Genomic DNA, 14386 nt, shown 5'->3' with positions numbered 1-14386 from the left:
TCCGACAGGCGCTGACGCGCGCCTGTACGCTTTGTCAGTAAGCAAAAAGTATAAAGTGTCAGCCTGTGTAAATCCTCTCGCCACCCTCCCCTGCAATCAGCAAAATCAGACTCCACGGACATGTAATTTTGATAACGAACAACGTTGACCTTTGTTACAATTAGATTCAATTTGAATTTATGCTATTAAATGTTTTCTTATCTCACGTTTTAACAGGGAATAGTTCAGGCCGTGTTGGTGTCTCGACCCGCAATCCATACAAAAACAGCAATAATCTGGCGGGAGTACATCATTTAAAACCGGCGTGGCGTTAACCGATTCACCAGGAATAATGAATGGAACTTTTGACCCAATTACTGCAGGCCCTGTGGGCGCAGGATTTTGAAACGCTGGCCAATCCATCGATGATTGGCATGTTGTATTTTGTCTTGTTTGTAATTTTGTTCCTTGAAAACGGCTTGCTTCCGGCGGCCTTTTTACCGGGCGACAGCTTACTGGTGTTGGTCGGCGTATTGATTGCTAAAGGCGCGATGGGTTATCCACAAACGATTCTGTTACTGACCGTTGCCGCCAGCCTTGGCTGCTGGGTCAGTTACATACAGGGGCGATGGCTGGGCAATACCCGCACTGTGCAAAACTGGCTTTCCCATTTACCCGCACACTATCACCAACGCGCACACCATCTTTTTCACAAACACGGTTTATCGGCGCTATTAATTGGTCGCTTTATTGCATTTGTCAGAACACTGCTGCCGACCATTGCCGGGTTATCAGGGCTGAATAACGCTCGCTTTCAGTTCTTCAACTGGATGAGCGGTCTGCTGTGGGTGTTGATCCTGACAACTCTGGGTTACATGCTCGGCAAAACGCCGGTATTTTTGAAGTACGAGGATCAGCTAATGTCATGCCTGATGCTGCTCCCGGTGGTACTGCTGGTATTTGGCCTGGCAGGTTCTCTGGTCGTGTTATGGAAAAAGAAATATGGAAATCGGGGGTAAGGGATGCAAATACCTCGCATGTCGCTTCGCCAGCTAGTCTGGTCCGGCGCTGCTTTATTGCTGGTCGGCACGCTGCTGCTGGCCTGGTCTGCGGTTCGTCAGCAAGATTCGACGCTGGCGATCCGTGCCGTTCATCAAGGCATGACGATGCCAGACGGTTTTTCCATCTGGCATCACCTTGACGCTCACGGCATTCCTTTCAAAAGCATTACCCCCAAGAACGACACTCTGTTAATTACATTTGACTCCAGCGATCAGAGTGCCGCCGCAAAAGCAGTCCTCGACAGAACATTGCCCCATGGCTACATCATTGCGCAGCAGGACGATAACAGTCAGGCCATGCAGTGGCTGACCCGGCTGCGGGATAATTCTCATCGCTTCGGATAACTTCCTGTTATCCGAAACATATCACTCACTTTGGTGATTTCACCGTTACTGTCTATGATTAATGAGGCGGTGGTTAACACCACCGCTTCGTTGTCTGGACAATCGTTCCTTTGTAATAGGTTCGAGTCACAATGGAAGGTTCAAGAATGAAATACCGCATCGCTTTAGCTGTTTCTCTTTTTGCTCTTAGTGCCGGTAGTTATGCCACTACCCTGTGTCAGGAAAAGGAGCAAAATATCCTTAAGGAGATCAGCTATGCCGAAAAACACCAAAACCAGAATCGTATTGACGGTCTGAATAAAGCCCTGAGTGAAGTCCGGGCCAACTGTTCAGATAGCCAGCTGCGCGCCGATCATCAGAAGAAAATCGCTAAGCAGAAAGATGAGGTGGCGGAACGCAAGCAAGATTTAGCCGAAGCGAAACAAAAAGGCGATGCGGATAAGATTGCCAAACGCGAACGGAAACTGGCAGAAGCGCAGGAAGAGCTGAAAAAGCTGGAAGCGCGCGACTACTAATTCACAATAGTCACTACTTACTCACCTGGAGAAAACTATGTCGAAAGAACACACTACGGAACATCTGCGTGCAGAGTTGAAATCCCTGTCTGATACGCTGGAAGAAGTACTAAGCGCCTCAGGAGATAAGTCGAAAGAAGAGTTGAGTAAGATTCGCAGTAAAGCGGAGCAGGCGCTAAAACAGAGCCGCTATCGCCTGGGTGAAACTGGCGAGGCAATTGCCAAACAGACTCGTGAAGCGGCGGCGCGTGCCGATGAGTACGTGCGTGAAAATCCGTGGACGGGTGTGGGCATTGGCGCTGCAATCGGTGTAGTGCTCGGCGTTCTGCTGTCGCGTCGTTAATTATGGCGGACACTCATCACGCGCAAGGGCCCGGTAAAAGCGTTCTGGGCATCGGGCAGCGAATTGTCACCATCATGGTCGAAATGGTGGAGACACGTCTGCGGCTGGCGGTGGTGGAGCTGGAAGAGGAAAAAGCCAATCTCTTTCAACTGTTACTGATGCTGGGCCTGACGATGCTTTTCGCTGCATTTGGTCTTATGAGCCTGATGGTGCTGATTATCTGGGCGGTTGATCCGCAATATCGCCTGAATGCGATGATTGCCACCACCGTGGTGTTGTTGCTACTGGCACTGATTGGCGGTATCTGGACGTTACGCAAGTCACGGAAATCGACACTGTTGCGTCATACGCGCCATGAACTGGCGAACGATCGGCAACTGCTCGAGGAGGAGTCCCGTGAGCGGTAAAGTCGAACGTGAACGCCGCAAGGCACAGCTACTTAGCCAGATCCAGCAACAACGGCTGGATCTTTCCGCCAGTCGTCGAGACTGGCTGGAAGCAACAGGCGCTTACGATCGTCGCTGGAATATACTGTTGAGTCTGCGCTCATGGGCGCTGGTTGGCAGTAGCGTGATGGCTATCTGGACAATTCGCCATCCGAATATGCTGGTCCGCTGGGCCAGGCGCAGTTTTGGAGTATGGAGTGCCTGGCGTCTGGTTAAAACCACCCTCAAACAGCAACAGCTTCGCGGTTAACGCCTTTCTGGCCGGAGTCATTCCGGCCTTATCCCTCAAAATTTTTGAAAAAATTTGACAGTTTTCCTTGCTAACAATCACCATTCACTACGTTTATGCTTCTCTCCATCGACAGCAACGACGCTAATACCGCGTCAATGCACAAAAAAACAATCAGCAGCCTGAGCGGCGCAGTGGAGAGTAAGATGAAAAAATTAGAAGATGTTGGTGTACTGGTAGCGCGTATTTTAATGCCGATTCTGTTTATTACGGCCGGCTGGGGAAAGATTACTGGCTACGCTGGTACGCAACAATACATGGAAGCGATGGGCGTCCCGGGCTTTATGCTGCCGCTGGTGATTTTGCTTGAATTTGGTGGTGGTCTGGCAATTCTGTTTGGTTTCCTGACTCGCACCACGGCGCTGTTTACCGCTGGCTTTACACTGCTGACTGCATTTTTATTTCACAGCAATTTTGCAGAAGGCATGAACTCGCTGATGTTTATGAAAAACCTGACCATTTCTGGCGGATTCCTGCTGCTGGCGATTACGGGTCCGGGCGCATTCAGCATCGACCGCCTGCTGAATAAAAAGTGGTAAGCACACGCTATACTTAACGATAAAAAAACGAGGAGAAACACTCCTCGTTTTTGCTATTGGAGGAGAGAAAAATGGGTCAACTGATTGACGGCGTCTGGCATGACACCTGGTACGACACCAAATCCACCGGCGGTAAATTTCAACGTTCAGCTTCCGCATTTCGTAACTGGCTCACCGCTGACGGCGCACCAGGACCAACCGGCAAAGGTGGTTTTGCCGCAGAAAAAGACCGTTATCATCTCTATGTTTCACTCGCCTGCCCGTGGGCACACCGCACGCTAATTATGCGTAAACTCAAAGGCCTGGAACCGTTTATCTCCGTTTCCGTGGTGAATCCGCTGATGCTGGAAAATGGCTGGACCTTCGATGACAGTTTCCCGGGTGCAACCGGCGATACGCTCTATCAACATGAGTTTCTGTATCAGCTTTATCTCCACGCCGATCCGCACTATAGCGGACGTGTCACTGTTCCCGTGCTATGGGACAAAAAGAACCACACCATTGTCAGCAACGAATCGGCGGAAATCATCCGCATGTTCAATACTGCGTTTGATGCACTGGGCGCGAAAGCTGGTGATTACTACCCACCAGCCCTGCAAACGAAAATTGACGAACTTAACGGCTGGATTTACGACACCGTCAACAATGGCGTGTATAAAGCCGGTTTTGCTACCAGCCAGGAAGCCTACGACGAGGCGGTGGTGAAAGTGTTTGAATCGCTGGCGCGACTGGAGCAAATCTTAGGTCAGCATCGCTATCTGACCGGTAACCAGTTAACCGAAGCTGATATTCGCCTGTGGACCACGCTGGTGCGTTTTGATCCGGTGTATGTCACCCACTTCAAATGTGATAAGCACCGTATCAGCGATTACCTGAACCTGTACGGCTTCCTGCGCGATATCTACCAGATGCCGGGGATTGCCGAAACTGTCAATTTCGATCACATCCGTAATCACTACTTCCGCAGCCATAAGACCATCAACCCTACGGGGATTATTTCGATTGGTCCGTGGCAGGATCTCGATGAACCACACGGGCGGGACGTTCGCTTCGGCTAGACAAAGGCACCCTTCGTGGTGCCTCTGATTGTTGGCTAAGTGCGTGTTGTTCATGTCGGATGCGGCGTGAACGGCTTATCTGACCTAAAAATATTGTACATTCAATATATTGCAGAGGCCGCGTAGACCAGATAAGCGTAGCGCATCTGGCGATTTTACGCTTGCCATCAGTCTGAAGTTCCGTTCATTGCACCTAATTAATTCACCATGGTGATATTTACTGCCATTTCATTCATGTCTATTCTTAATTTGCTGCTTTAAAAACAAGTGATTGAGCAAAATTGAGGCAAAAATGGACTGGTATCTGAAAGTACTAAAAAATTATGTCGGATTCCGGGGTCGTGCGCGGCGCAAAGAGTACTGGATGTTTATTCTGGTCAACATTATCTTTACGTTCGTGCTGGGGCTGCTGGATAAAATGTTAGGCTGGCAACGCGCCGGTGGCGAAGGCATCCTGACGACAATCTACGGTATTCTGGTTTTTTTACCGTGGTGGGCGGTTCAGTTCCGCCGCCTGCACGACACCGACCGCTCGGCGTGGTGGGCACTGCTGTTCTTGATCCCGTTTATCGGCTGGCTGATTATCATCGTCTTTAACTGCCAGGCGGGTACACCGGGTGAAAACCGCTTTGGACCAGACCCGAAACTGGAACAGGAATAATAATTAAGCACCTTGTGAAAGGTGCTTAATCGTTTATTTTCCGGAGAACAACTTTGGAATTTCCCGCAGACACCAGGATTTTGCTTCTCCCATACTGTCGCGACGCCAGGCCATAATAATATCGATCTCGCTGGTCGATTCCGGGCTGACGACACGCAGCCGGCCTTCAGCAATGTCTTTTTCCACCATCGGATATGGCATAGTTGCCACGCCAAGCCCAGCCAGTAACGCCTGGCGTTTATCTTCAATGGTACTGACCGTTAGACGCGGCTGTTTGTCCAGCAACTGCACCGTCAATACCGGGCGCTCACGAGCGGTATCCGCTACCGCAATTCCGCGATATTTCACGCGCGTCACTTCAGAAAGCGGTTCCGGCTCCTGATGAATCGGGTGATCAGGCGCGGCAACGTAGACGTTCATTAAGGTATAGAGCTTGCGCGAGTTGATCTCCGACGAGGAACGAAAATGCATATCCGGCGCGATAACGATATCCGCTCGCCCCTGCTCCAGCCGCTCCCACGCGCCCGCCAGCACTTCGGTGATGATTGCCAGTTGGGTGTTAGCCTTCACCGCCAGTTTGTCGATCAACGGAAAAAAGGCAGCCGTCGGCACCAGCGCCTCGGTCACAATGGTAAGATGCGTCTCCCAGCCGCGCGCGAGGGCTTCGGCATCGGTAGTCAGCTTATCTGCTGCCTCCAGCAGAACGCGTCCCCGCTCCAGCAACATACGCCCGACATTGGTGAATTTTGTCCGATGACCCGAACGGTCAAACAGCACCACATCCAGCTCTTCTTCCAGTTTTTGCATGGTGTAGCTAAGCGCAGAAGGCACGCGTCCCAGCTCATCTGCTGCCGCCGCAAAACTGCCACGGCGATCGATCGCGTCCATAACACGCAGTGCTTCCAGCGTTAATGCCCTTTCTTTGGCCATGTCGTTCTCATTCAGGAAATTTGAACATACCGGGCAGAATATCTGGCTAACAATGTAGCGTCCAGCCCCTTACCATAAAAGGAAGTAAAGAGAGGTCAATAATTATGATTACTACCCGAACTGCCAGGCAGTGTGGACAAGCAGACTACGGATGGTTACAGGCCCGGTATACTTTTTCCTTTGGACACTACTTCGACCCGAAATTGTTAGGCTACGCCTCCCTGCGCGTGCTCAACCAGGAAGTGCTGGCTCCAGGTGCCGCCTTTCAGCCGCGAACCTACCCAAAAGTCGATATTTTGAATGTGATTCTGGATGGAGAAGCGGAATACCGCGACAGTGAAGGCAATCATGTTCAGGCCAGCGCCGGCGAAGCCTTATTGCTTTCTACTCAGCCGGGCGTGAGTTATAGCGAACATAACATCAGCAAAGACAAACCGTTAACGCGGATGCAGCTTTGGCTGGATGCCTGCCCGCAGCGAGAGAATCCGCTGATTCAAAAACTGGCGCTTAATATGGGCAAGCAGCAATTAATCGCCTCACCCGATGGCACAAAGGGCAGCCTGCAACTGCGCCAGCAAGTGTGGCTACATCATATTGTGCTCGCTAAGGGCGAAAGTGCGAACTTTCAACTGCACGGCCCGCGCGCCTATTTACAATCGATTCACGGCCAATTTCATGCGATTACGCATCATGAAGAGAAAGCGGCACTGACCTGCGGTGATGGTGCATTTATTCGTGACGAGGCTAACATTACGCTGGTTGCTGATTCCCCGCTGCGCGCTTTACTGATAGATTTACCTGTCTAGTTGTTTTTACAGGGAGAAGATGATGAGTAAAAAATCGGCGAAGAAACGCCAGTCAGTGAAGCCCGTTGTGGCGAAAGAAACTACTCGCGCAACTAAAAACTTTGGCTATGAAGAGATGTTGAGCGAGCTGGAAGCGATAGTCGCCGACGCCGAAACGCGGTTAGCCGAGGATGAAGCCGCCGCATAAAGACAGGTTGCCGGATGCGGCGTAAACGCCTTATCCGGCCTACAAAACCCAATAACATCAATAAATTGTGCACCCCGTAGGCCGGATAAGATGCGCCAGCATCGCATCCGGCTTCAGGCATCCGGCACGATACCCAAGACCCGCCGCTTATCTGGCCTTGCTCGCCATAATCTCGATAATCTGCCGATCCGTTTGCTGCATCGAATGGCTTGCCAGCGCACACAGGTTGGCAATCGACTGCTCAACATCATGCGCCACAATGCCTTCATTGCCGGTCACAGCGGTATCATCCAGCGCCATTAGCACCGCTTTCCACGCAGCCGAAGCACTGGTCGAAACCTTCATCGCGCAACTGTTCGACGCACCATCGCAAATCATGCCGCTGACATCGCCGATCATACTGCTGATAGCCATAGAGATCGTTTCATAACGCCCATCCACCAGCCACGCCATCCCGGCGGCAGCCCCCATTGCTGCCGTCGTTGCAGCACACAGCGCGGACAAACGCGGCAACTGATTATGGATGTAAATCGCGCTCAAATGCGAAAGCATCAGCGCACGCGCCAGCCGTTCATCATCCGCCCCGAAGTGTTCCGCGACCACCACCACGGGCATTGTCGCGGTGATCCCCTGGTTACCAGAACCGGAGTTACTCATCGCCGGAAGCGTTGCGCCGCCCATACGCGCATCGGATGCCGCGCTGGTACGAATCACAATCGACGAGGAGAGATCCTTCGCCAACAAACCGCGTGCACACTGTTTTTCCAGCGTTGCGCCAATATGCAGTCCCCAGTTGCCACTCAAGCCTTCCTGCGATAATGCGCAGTTTAGCTTCGCAGAATCGAGAATAAAGCGGATCGCCTCAAACGGGACTTCATTGACGAACTTCAGGATCTCGGCGAGCGTCGTTCTGGAGAGCACCGCCAGCGGCGACTCTTGCTCGCCCTCTGTCACACATGCCTGCTGGGCAAATACCACGCCATTGTGCGTCTCAATATGCACAATGTTGGTATGTCCACCGACAATGGTGACACACGCCCACTTCTCGCCGTTCCAGACTTTGGCGCGTGAGAAGAGGATCTCGTCGCAAGGTTCCTGGATCTTAACCGAGACTTTCCCCGCCGCCAGCAATGCTTTGGCATCGGCAATCGCCTGCGCAGTTGCGTCTTTCAGCACTTCCAGCCCGGCTTTGGCATTTCCGCCTAACGCTCCCAGCGCCGCCGCAATCGGCAGCCCCACCATTCCCGTGCCGGGAACGGTGACGCCCAGACCGTTCTTCATCAGGTTTGGCGAAACCCAGGCTTCTACACGTTCAACCGGACCTTCCAGTTCTGCCGCAGCAACCGCCGCTGCCAGCGCCAGTGAAATAGGTTCAGTACATCCCAGCGCCGGTTTTACTTCCTCCTGAACGGCGAGGATGTAACGCTGCCATAACGGATTTAAAGTCGAATCAAACATAATAAAAACCTTAAAATTTCAGGTAAATCAAGAAAATGCCAGGAACGGAGAAACGCAAAGCAACAAACCGGTGACGATAATCAGGTACAGAGACATCCCTTTGTATTTGTGCAATGCCGGTACTTTGTAAACCAGCCACGCCGGGATCAGGCACCCTACCATGCCGAAAATCGGGCTACAGATAGAGGTGAAGCTCAACACCGGCGCGTTCAGTACGATGGCGCTCCAGGCCAGTAAAATGGCGAAAATCATGATGCCGCGCTGGACGAGATTTTCGTTAATCTTCTCAGCAGGTATCTTGCGGCGCAGGATGTTCATTACGATCCCTTGCGTTGCTTCACGGAAGCCTAAATAGACGCCAAAAAACGCGGTCATTACGGCAAAGATATTGAGAATGACACTAACCACTTTTACCCACGCAGCACCGTCACCACTAATAAACTGTGCGGCAATCGCCAGCGCGGAAATATTCTGCTCGTAGGCTTTTACCGCTTCGTCATGTCCCATCGCCAGCGTGAACGACACGGCGTAGAAAAAGACAGTGACAAACAGAATGCCGAACGCGATGTTCATTGCCCGCAACGCTTTATGCCGCGCTACTTCAATCGATTTTTCCCGCGAGCGATAGGAAATCACCATCGGGCTTAATGTCTGGATAAACAGAATCGACGTCAGGGTAAACGGCAGCGTAATAATGGCGTTTTTCACCAGCAGCCCCAGCGGCGGCAGCGAACCCACGTTATATAGATGCCACATTCCCACCATCGACACGCCCAGCGCAGCGACTACCAGCAGTTTGGTCAGTACCATGCCAGTCGAAATCTTGAATAACAGTTTCTCGCCGCGTGAGGAGATGGCGACCAGAATGCAAATCAGTACCAGTCCATAAAACGGATTATCTGATAGCACGCTTTCCGTCACGCCAAAAGTATGTAAATAGGAGGCGCTATCGTTGGTGATGGCGGTGGAATACACGAACATCCAGATCACCAACATCACGAAATAGAGCGCCCCCAACAGGATGCCCCAGTTTTTGCCTAAATAACCGCTGATGACGCTCGGGTAATCTTTACACTCCGGTGATTCTGCCAGCGTATTAATAAACAACCGCTGAAACAGATACATTGCCGGGTAACCAATCACTGATGAGAGCAAAAATACCCACAATCCCATCAAACCGACCTGCACCGGGAGAAAAACAATCCCCGCGCCAATCGCCATCCCAATACTCATAATTACCCAGCCGGTGTCGGTACTGTCGAATTTGATTGCTTCACGCCATTCACTTTCACTCATTCCAGCACGACCCGCCGGGGTCGAAGCGTCTGCAATGACGCCTTTATTCGTTGCAATTTCCATAATTTCTCGCTCAATATTTTGTAGGGCTTTTTATTTTTTCGAGCCGCATCAAGGCGATACGCGGTCTACGTTTTTTTGCAGGCGAGTTATTAGAATGAAGAAATGATACGCGTGAGGTTAGAGAAAATCTTCACAATCAAGACTTTGAAATAGCAGTTATGGATAATAATTTTCTACCAAATCAACCAAAGAGAAACAGTTATTCTCTATTTGCGGCAGATCACAATAAAAAAGGGTGCACATTTTGTGCACCCAAAGATAAATGCGGATGAAATATCAGCCGCAGACTACTTTTATGGCCAGTCCTCCGCGTGAAGTTTCGCGGTATTTATCGTTCATATCTTTGCCGGTTTCATACATCGTCTCGATCACTTTATCGAGCGAAACACGCGGTGCCGAGGTGCGACGCATCGCCATTCGCGCGGCGTTTACCGCTTTCACAGCGTTGATAGCATTACGTTCAATACACGGAATTTGCACCTGTCCGGCAACCGGATCGCAGGTCAACCCAAGGTTATGCTCCATAGCGATTTCCGCCGCATTGCATACCTGCGCCGGGCTGCCGCCCAACAGTTCGGTTAACCCTGCCGCAGCCATCGAACAGGCCACGCCAATTTCGCCCTGACACCCCACTTCTGCACCAGAGATGGAGGCATTCATTTTATACAGCGCGCCGATAGCGCCAGCCGCCAGCAGAAAACGGGCGATGGATCGCTCATTGAGCGGACGGCGGAATTTATCGTAATAGGCCAGCACTGCCGGAATAATACCGCAAGCGCCATTAGTTGGTGCTGTCACTACACGTCCGCCAGCGGCGTTTTCTTCGCTGACCGCCAGCGCAAACATATTGATCCAGTCGATGACGTTCATTGGATCGTTAGAGATATTGTCACTAGAGACCAGCAAACGGCGCAACGCCACCGCCCGGCGTGGGACATTGAGTGGACCTGGCAATACGCCTTCGGTATTCATGCCGCGTTCAATACCGTCGTGCATCACCTGCCAGATACGAGCAAACCCTGCATCAATTTCCGCTTTGCTGCGCAGCGCCAGCTCGTTATGCATCATCAGGCCAGAAATAGACAGGCCGTTGTAATCACACATTTTCAGCAGTTCGCCTGCCGAGTGGAAGTCATAAGGTACGGGTGTTTCGACATCGTGCGACATGCCGAAGTGTTCTTCTTCAACGATAAACCCGCCGCCGACAGAGTAATAGGTTTTGCTTAATAGCTCTTCCTGCCCGTTCCAGGCAGTAATCCGCATCCCGTTCTCATGACGAGGCAACATTTCGGGATGGAAGATAATGTTCTTTGCTACAGGAAAATCAACAATATGCGCACCAGAAGCCACCGGCAGTCGCCCACTGCGCGTCACAAGTTCAATAAATGCAGGGATCTCATCAATAACAACATCCTGCGGGCTGTTTCCTGCCAGTCCCATAATGATGGCGATATCCGTGGCATGGCCTTTGCCCGTCAGTGACAACGACCCGTAAAGATCGACCACAATATGACTTGTTGCAGTTAATAAGCCACTACTCACCAGTCGGTCGATAAAACTTTTTCCAGCATTCATTGGCCCCACGGTATGCGAACTGGAGGGACCAATACCAATTTTGAAAATATCGAATGCACTAATCATAACCACACTCTCGGATTGCCGTTCTGTGAAGAGGAGCGGGACGACTCTACGGTCGCCCCGCTCCGGGCTTTACACGCTACGTACTGCGATAGCTTCAATTTCCAGCTTCACATCTTTCGGCAAACGCGCGACCTGCACGCAGCTACGGGTCGGGTAGGTCGCCTGATGCTCATCGAAGAATTGCTTATAGACTTCATTGATGGTGGCAAAGTCATTCAGATCGGTGATGAATACCGTCATCTTGATGATATCGCCCACGCTCAGCCCAGCAGCAACCACGATCGCTTTGACGTTTTCAAGGCTTAAACGCGCCTGATCTTTCACATCAGCCGGGATCTCGCCGGTCTGCGGGCAAACCGGAATTTGCCCGGAGGTGAAGACCATGCTGCCTAAATCAACGCCCTGAACATAAGGGCCGATTGCGCCTGGGGCACGTTGCGTTTCGATAATCTTTTTCATACATCCTCCGGCGTCAGAGCGCCTGGGTAAAGGTACGTGAAATCACATCCTGTTGCTGTTCGCGAGTCAGCGCGTTAAAGCGCACGGCGTAGCCTGAGACACGGATTGTCAGGTTCGGGTATTTTTCCGGGTGCTCAATGGCATCCAACAACATTTCCCGATTCATAACGTTAACGTTGAGATGTTGACCGCCTTCGATGTCCGCTTCGTGGTGGAAGTAACCATCCAGCAGGCCAACAAGGTTGGTTTTGCGTACCGGATCTTCTTTACCCAGCGCCGCAGGGACGATCGAGAAAGTGTACGAAATACCGTCTTTGGCGTAAGTAAACGGCAGTTTTGCCACGGAAGTCAGCGAGGCTACCGCACCTTTGCGGTCACGACCGTGCATCGGGTTAGCGCCCGGCGCAAACGGCGTACCCGCGCGGCGACCGTCCGGCGTATTACCGGTTTTCTGTCCGTACACCACGTTAGAAGTGATAGTCAGAATCGACTGCGTCGGCACGGCGTTACGATAGGTTGGCAGGGCTTTAATTTTCTTCATAAAGCGTTCAACCAGGTCACAAGCGATGCTGTCTACGCGCTCGTCGTTGTTGCCGTACTGTGGATATTCGCCATCGATTTCAAAGTCCACCGCCAGACCGTTTTCGTCACGGATGGGTTTCACACGGGCATATTTAATGGCGGAAAGTGAATCCGTCGCCACCGACAGACCCGCGATGCCGCAAGCCATGGTGCGATAGACATCACGATCGTGCAGCGCCATCAGCGAGGCTTCGTAGCTGTACTTGTCGTGCATGTAGTGGATGATGTTCAGCGCGCTGATGTACTGCACCGCCAGCCAGTCCATGAAATGGTCGAGGCTGTCCATTACTTTGTTGTAATCCAGCACGTCGTCCATCAATGGTGCCGTTTTCGGGCCGACCTGAATCTTCAGTTTCTCGTCCACCCCGCCGTTGATTGCGTACAGCAGCGTTTTCGCCAGGTTAGCGCGTGCGCCGAAGAACTGCATCTGCTTACCAATCACCATTGGGCTGACACAGCAGGCAATTGCGTAATCGTCGCTATTGAAGTCAGTGCGCATCAGATCGTCGTTTTCATACTGCAAAGAAGAGGTGACAATAGACACTTGCGCCGCATATTTTTTGAAGGCAATCGGCAATGCTTCTGACCACAGAATGGTCAGGTTCGGTTCCGGCGCTGGTCCCATGGTGTGCAGGGTATGCAGATAGCGGAAGGAGTTTTTAGTCACCAGAGTGCGACCATCCAGCCCCATCCCGCCGATCACTTCCGTCGCCCAGATAGGGTCGCCGGAGAACAGCGAATCAAATTCCGGTGTACGCAGGAAGCGCACCATGCGGATCTTCATGATGAAGTGGTCGATCAGTTCCTGCGCCTGCTGCTCATTAAGCACGCCGGCTTTAAAGTCGCGCTCAATGTAGATATCGAGGAACGATGCGGTACGACCAAGAGACATTGCGCCGCCGTTCTGCGATTTCACCGCCGCCAGGTAAGCGAAGTAGAGCCACTGCACCGCTTCCTGCGCATTCTGTGCCGGACGGGAGATGTCGAAGCCGTATTTAGCCGCCATTTCCTGAATCTGCAACAGCGCATGACGATGTTCTGCCAGCTCTTCACGCAGACGGATGGTGGCTTCCAGATCTTCACCTTTTTCCAGACGAGACTGGAGATCGGCAAATTGCAGTTCGCGTTCACGTACCAGATAACTGATGCCGTACAGCGCCACGCGGCGATAGTCACCGATGATACGCCCACGACCATAACCGTCTGGTAAACCGGTCAGGACACCAGACTTACGGCAGCGCAGCATATCCGGTGAGTAAACATCAAATACGCCCTGATTATGGGTTTTACGCAGATCGGTAAAGATGTACTCAAATTCGCTGTCCATTTCACGGCCATAGGCGTGGAATGAACTTTTAATCATATTAATGCCACCGAACGGATGCAGCGCGCGCTTTAACGGCGCATCGGTTTGCAGACCAACAATTTTTTCCAGCGGCTGATTAATATAACCAGCATCATGGGCGGTAATGGTAGTGGCAATATTAGTATCGAAATCAACCGGCGCGTGGGTCGCATTTTCGATACGAATGCCTTCCATTACTTTTTCCCACAATTCCGTGGTCGCTGGCGTTGCTTCAGCAAGGAAAGATTCATCACCTTCATACGGTGTATAGTTTTGTTGAATAAAATCGCGGACATTAATTTCGTTTTTCCAGTCCGTACCTTTAAAGCCAAGCCATGCGTCGGCGTACAGCTTATCGCCGGTATCAATATCTACCTTCATGA

Annotated in this window: 18 protein-coding genes; 12 read left to right on the top strand and 6 right to left on the bottom strand. The window is 51.6% G+C overall.

Features of this window, described 5'->3' with window-relative positions; translation table 11 throughout:
- The first annotated feature begins 179 nt into the window (after positions 1–179).
- The 10 genes from BEG40_RS22340 (at position 180) to BEG40_RS10680 (ending at position 5236) form a co-directional block, all read left to right on the top strand.
- Positions 180–314, top strand: a complete 135-nt coding sequence (locus BEG40_RS22340) for a hypothetical protein (RefSeq protein ID WP_423779528.1) — start codon at positions 180–182, stop codon at positions 312–314.
- Between the two features lie 21 nt (positions 315–335).
- Entirely contained in the window at positions 336–998 is a 663-nt protein-coding gene (gene yqjA / locus BEG40_RS10720) for a DedA family general envelope maintenance protein YqjA (protein WP_000422149.1), read from the top strand.
- A gap of 3 nt (positions 999–1001) precedes the next feature.
- On the top strand, positions 1002–1385 hold the full coding sequence (gene mzrA / locus BEG40_RS10715) for an EnvZ/OmpR regulon moderator MzrA (RefSeq protein ID WP_001166775.1): 384 nt from the start codon (positions 1002–1004) through the stop codon (positions 1383–1385).
- Positions 1386–1531: 146 nt separating this feature from the next.
- Complete coding sequence (gene yqjC / locus BEG40_RS10710) at positions 1532–1900, top strand: DUF1090 family protein YqjC (RefSeq protein ID WP_010346332.1); 369 nt, start codon at positions 1532–1534, stop codon at positions 1898–1900.
- Between the two features lie 37 nt (positions 1901–1937).
- Entirely contained in the window at positions 1938–2243 is a 306-nt protein-coding gene (locus tag BEG40_RS10705) for an ElaB/YgaM/YqjD family protein (RefSeq protein ID WP_000031409.1), read from the top strand.
- Positions 2244–2245: 2 nt separating this feature from the next.
- Entirely contained in the window at positions 2246–2650 is a 405-nt protein-coding gene (locus tag BEG40_RS10700; RefSeq protein WP_000785727.1) for a phage holin family protein, read from the top strand.
- Entirely contained in the window at positions 2640–2939 is a 300-nt protein-coding gene (locus tag BEG40_RS10695; RefSeq protein ID WP_105285385.1) for a YqjK-like family protein, read from the top strand. Before BEG40_RS10700 ends, BEG40_RS10695 begins: the two co-directional genes overlap by 11 nt.
- Positions 2940–3124: 185 nt before the next feature.
- On the top strand, positions 3125–3517 hold the full coding sequence (locus tag BEG40_RS10690) for a DoxX family protein (RefSeq protein ID WP_000732237.1): 393 nt from the start codon (positions 3125–3127) through the stop codon (positions 3515–3517).
- A 71-nt stretch (positions 3518–3588) separates the two neighbouring features.
- Positions 3589–4575 (top strand): glutathionyl-hydroquinone reductase YqjG, encoded by a 987-nt coding sequence (yqjG, locus tag BEG40_RS10685; protein WP_000531183.1) that lies wholly within the window; start codon positions 3589–3591, stop codon positions 4573–4575.
- Between the two features lie 292 nt (positions 4576–4867).
- Positions 4868–5236, top strand: a complete 369-nt coding sequence (locus BEG40_RS10680; RefSeq protein ID WP_001314179.1) for a DUF805 domain-containing protein — start codon at positions 4868–4870, stop codon at positions 5234–5236.
- Between the two features lie 33 nt (positions 5237–5269).
- Here BEG40_RS10680 and yhaJ read toward each other — a convergent pair whose 3' ends face one another.
- Positions 5270–6166, bottom strand: a complete 897-nt coding sequence (gene yhaJ / locus BEG40_RS10675; protein WP_105285384.1) for a DNA-binding transcriptional regulator YhaJ — start codon at positions 6164–6166, stop codon at positions 5270–5272.
- A 104-nt stretch (positions 6167–6270) separates the two neighbouring features.
- Between yhaJ and BEG40_RS10670 the strand changes: the two genes are divergently transcribed.
- Both BEG40_RS10670 and BEG40_RS10665 read left to right on the top strand, forming a co-directional pair.
- A complete protein-coding gene (locus BEG40_RS10670; RefSeq protein WP_032226353.1) occupies positions 6271–6972 on the top strand; it encodes a pirin family protein in 702 nt (233 codons plus the stop codon).
- Between the two features lie 22 nt (positions 6973–6994).
- The gene (locus tag BEG40_RS10665; protein ID WP_010346326.1) at positions 6995–7159 is read left to right on the top strand and encodes a protein YhaL; all 165 of its coding nucleotides are present in this window, start codon (positions 6995–6997) and stop codon (positions 7157–7159) included.
- A 147-nt stretch (positions 7160–7306) separates the two neighbouring features.
- Here BEG40_RS10665 and cyuA read toward each other — a convergent pair whose 3' ends face one another.
- The 5 genes from cyuA to tdcE form a co-directional block, all read right to left on the bottom strand.
- Positions 7307–8617, bottom strand: a complete 1311-nt coding sequence (gene cyuA, locus BEG40_RS10660; protein ID WP_000460495.1) for a cysteine desulfidase — start codon at positions 8615–8617, stop codon at positions 7307–7309.
- A 27-nt stretch (positions 8618–8644) separates the two neighbouring features.
- Positions 8645–9976 (bottom strand): SLC5/6 family protein, encoded by a 1332-nt coding sequence (locus BEG40_RS10655; protein ID WP_000401617.1) that lies wholly within the window; start codon positions 9974–9976, stop codon positions 8645–8647.
- A 276-nt stretch (positions 9977–10252) separates the two neighbouring features.
- The gene (tdcG, locus tag BEG40_RS10650) at positions 10253–11617 is read right to left on the bottom strand and encodes an L-serine ammonia-lyase (RefSeq protein ID WP_000622148.1); all 1365 of its coding nucleotides are present in this window, start codon (positions 11615–11617) and stop codon (positions 10253–10255) included.
- 69 nt (positions 11618–11686) lie between these two features.
- Complete coding sequence (locus BEG40_RS10645) at positions 11687–12076, bottom strand: enamine/imine deaminase (RefSeq protein WP_105285383.1); 390 nt, start codon at positions 12074–12076, stop codon at positions 11687–11689.
- Positions 12077–12089: 13 nt separating this feature from the next.
- Positions 12090–14384 (bottom strand): 2-ketobutyrate formate-lyase/pyruvate formate-lyase, encoded by a 2295-nt coding sequence (gene tdcE / locus BEG40_RS10640; RefSeq protein WP_000861697.1) that lies wholly within the window; start codon positions 14382–14384, stop codon positions 12090–12092.
- Positions 14385–14386: the final 2 nt, after the last annotated feature.

It is taken from the genome of Escherichia sp. MOD1-EC5495 (assembly GCF_002965965.1).
Taxonomy (GTDB): Bacteria; Pseudomonadota; Gammaproteobacteria; order Enterobacterales; family Enterobacteriaceae; genus Escherichia; species Escherichia ruysiae.
This window is presented reverse-complemented; position numbering and strand designations above follow the sequence as displayed.

What these genes read in the sequence shown, in the direction of transcription:
- yqjA (WP_000422149.1), top strand. Translation starts at nt 336, where the DNA reads ATGGAACTTTTGACCCAATTACTGCAGGCCCTGTGGGCGCAGGATTTT.
- BEG40_RS10680 (WP_001314179.1), top strand. Translation starts at nt 4,868, where the DNA reads ATGGACTGGTATCTGAAAGTACTAAAAAATTATGTCGGATTCCGGGGT.
- yqjC (WP_010346332.1), top strand. Translation starts at nt 1,532, where the DNA reads ATGAAATACCGCATCGCTTTAGCTGTTTCTCTTTTTGCTCTTAGTGCC.
- cyuA (WP_000460495.1), bottom strand. Translation starts at nt 8,617, where the DNA reads ATGTTTGATTCGACTTTAAATCCGTTATGGCAGCGTTACATCCTCGCC.
- tdcE (WP_000861697.1), bottom strand. Translation starts at nt 14,384, where the DNA reads ATGAAGGTAGATATTGATACCGGCGATAAGCTGTACGCCGACGCATGG.
- BEG40_RS10690 (WP_000732237.1), top strand. Translation starts at nt 3,125, where the DNA reads ATGAAAAAATTAGAAGATGTTGGTGTACTGGTAGCGCGTATTTTAATG.
- yqjG (WP_000531183.1), top strand. Translation starts at nt 3,589, where the DNA reads ATGGGTCAACTGATTGACGGCGTCTGGCATGACACCTGGTACGACACC.
- mzrA (WP_001166775.1), top strand. Translation starts at nt 1,002, where the DNA reads ATGCAAATACCTCGCATGTCGCTTCGCCAGCTAGTCTGGTCCGGCGCT.
- tdcG (WP_000622148.1), bottom strand. Translation starts at nt 11,617, where the DNA reads ATGATTAGTGCATTCGATATTTTCAAAATTGGTATTGGTCCCTCCAGT.
- BEG40_RS10645 (WP_105285383.1), bottom strand. Translation starts at nt 12,076, where the DNA reads ATGAAAAAGATTATCGAAACGCAACGTGCCCCAGGCGCAATCGGCCCT.
- BEG40_RS10670 (WP_032226353.1), top strand. Translation starts at nt 6,271, where the DNA reads ATGATTACTACCCGAACTGCCAGGCAGTGTGGACAAGCAGACTACGGA.
- BEG40_RS10705 (WP_000031409.1), top strand. Translation starts at nt 1,938, where the DNA reads ATGTCGAAAGAACACACTACGGAACATCTGCGTGCAGAGTTGAAATCC.
- yhaJ (WP_105285384.1), bottom strand. Translation starts at nt 6,166, where the DNA reads ATGGCCAAAGAAAGGGCATTAACGCTGGAAGCACTGCGTGTTATGGAC.
- BEG40_RS10655 (WP_000401617.1), bottom strand. Translation starts at nt 9,976, where the DNA reads ATGGAAATTGCAACGAATAAAGGCGTCATTGCAGACGCTTCGACCCCG.
- BEG40_RS22340 (WP_423779528.1), top strand. Translation starts at nt 180, where the DNA reads ATGCTATTAAATGTTTTCTTATCTCACGTTTTAACAGGGAATAGTTCA.
- BEG40_RS10700 (WP_000785727.1), top strand. Translation starts at nt 2,246, where the DNA reads ATGGCGGACACTCATCACGCGCAAGGGCCCGGTAAAAGCGTTCTGGGC.
- BEG40_RS10665 (WP_010346326.1), top strand. Translation starts at nt 6,995, where the DNA reads ATGAGTAAAAAATCGGCGAAGAAACGCCAGTCAGTGAAGCCCGTTGTG.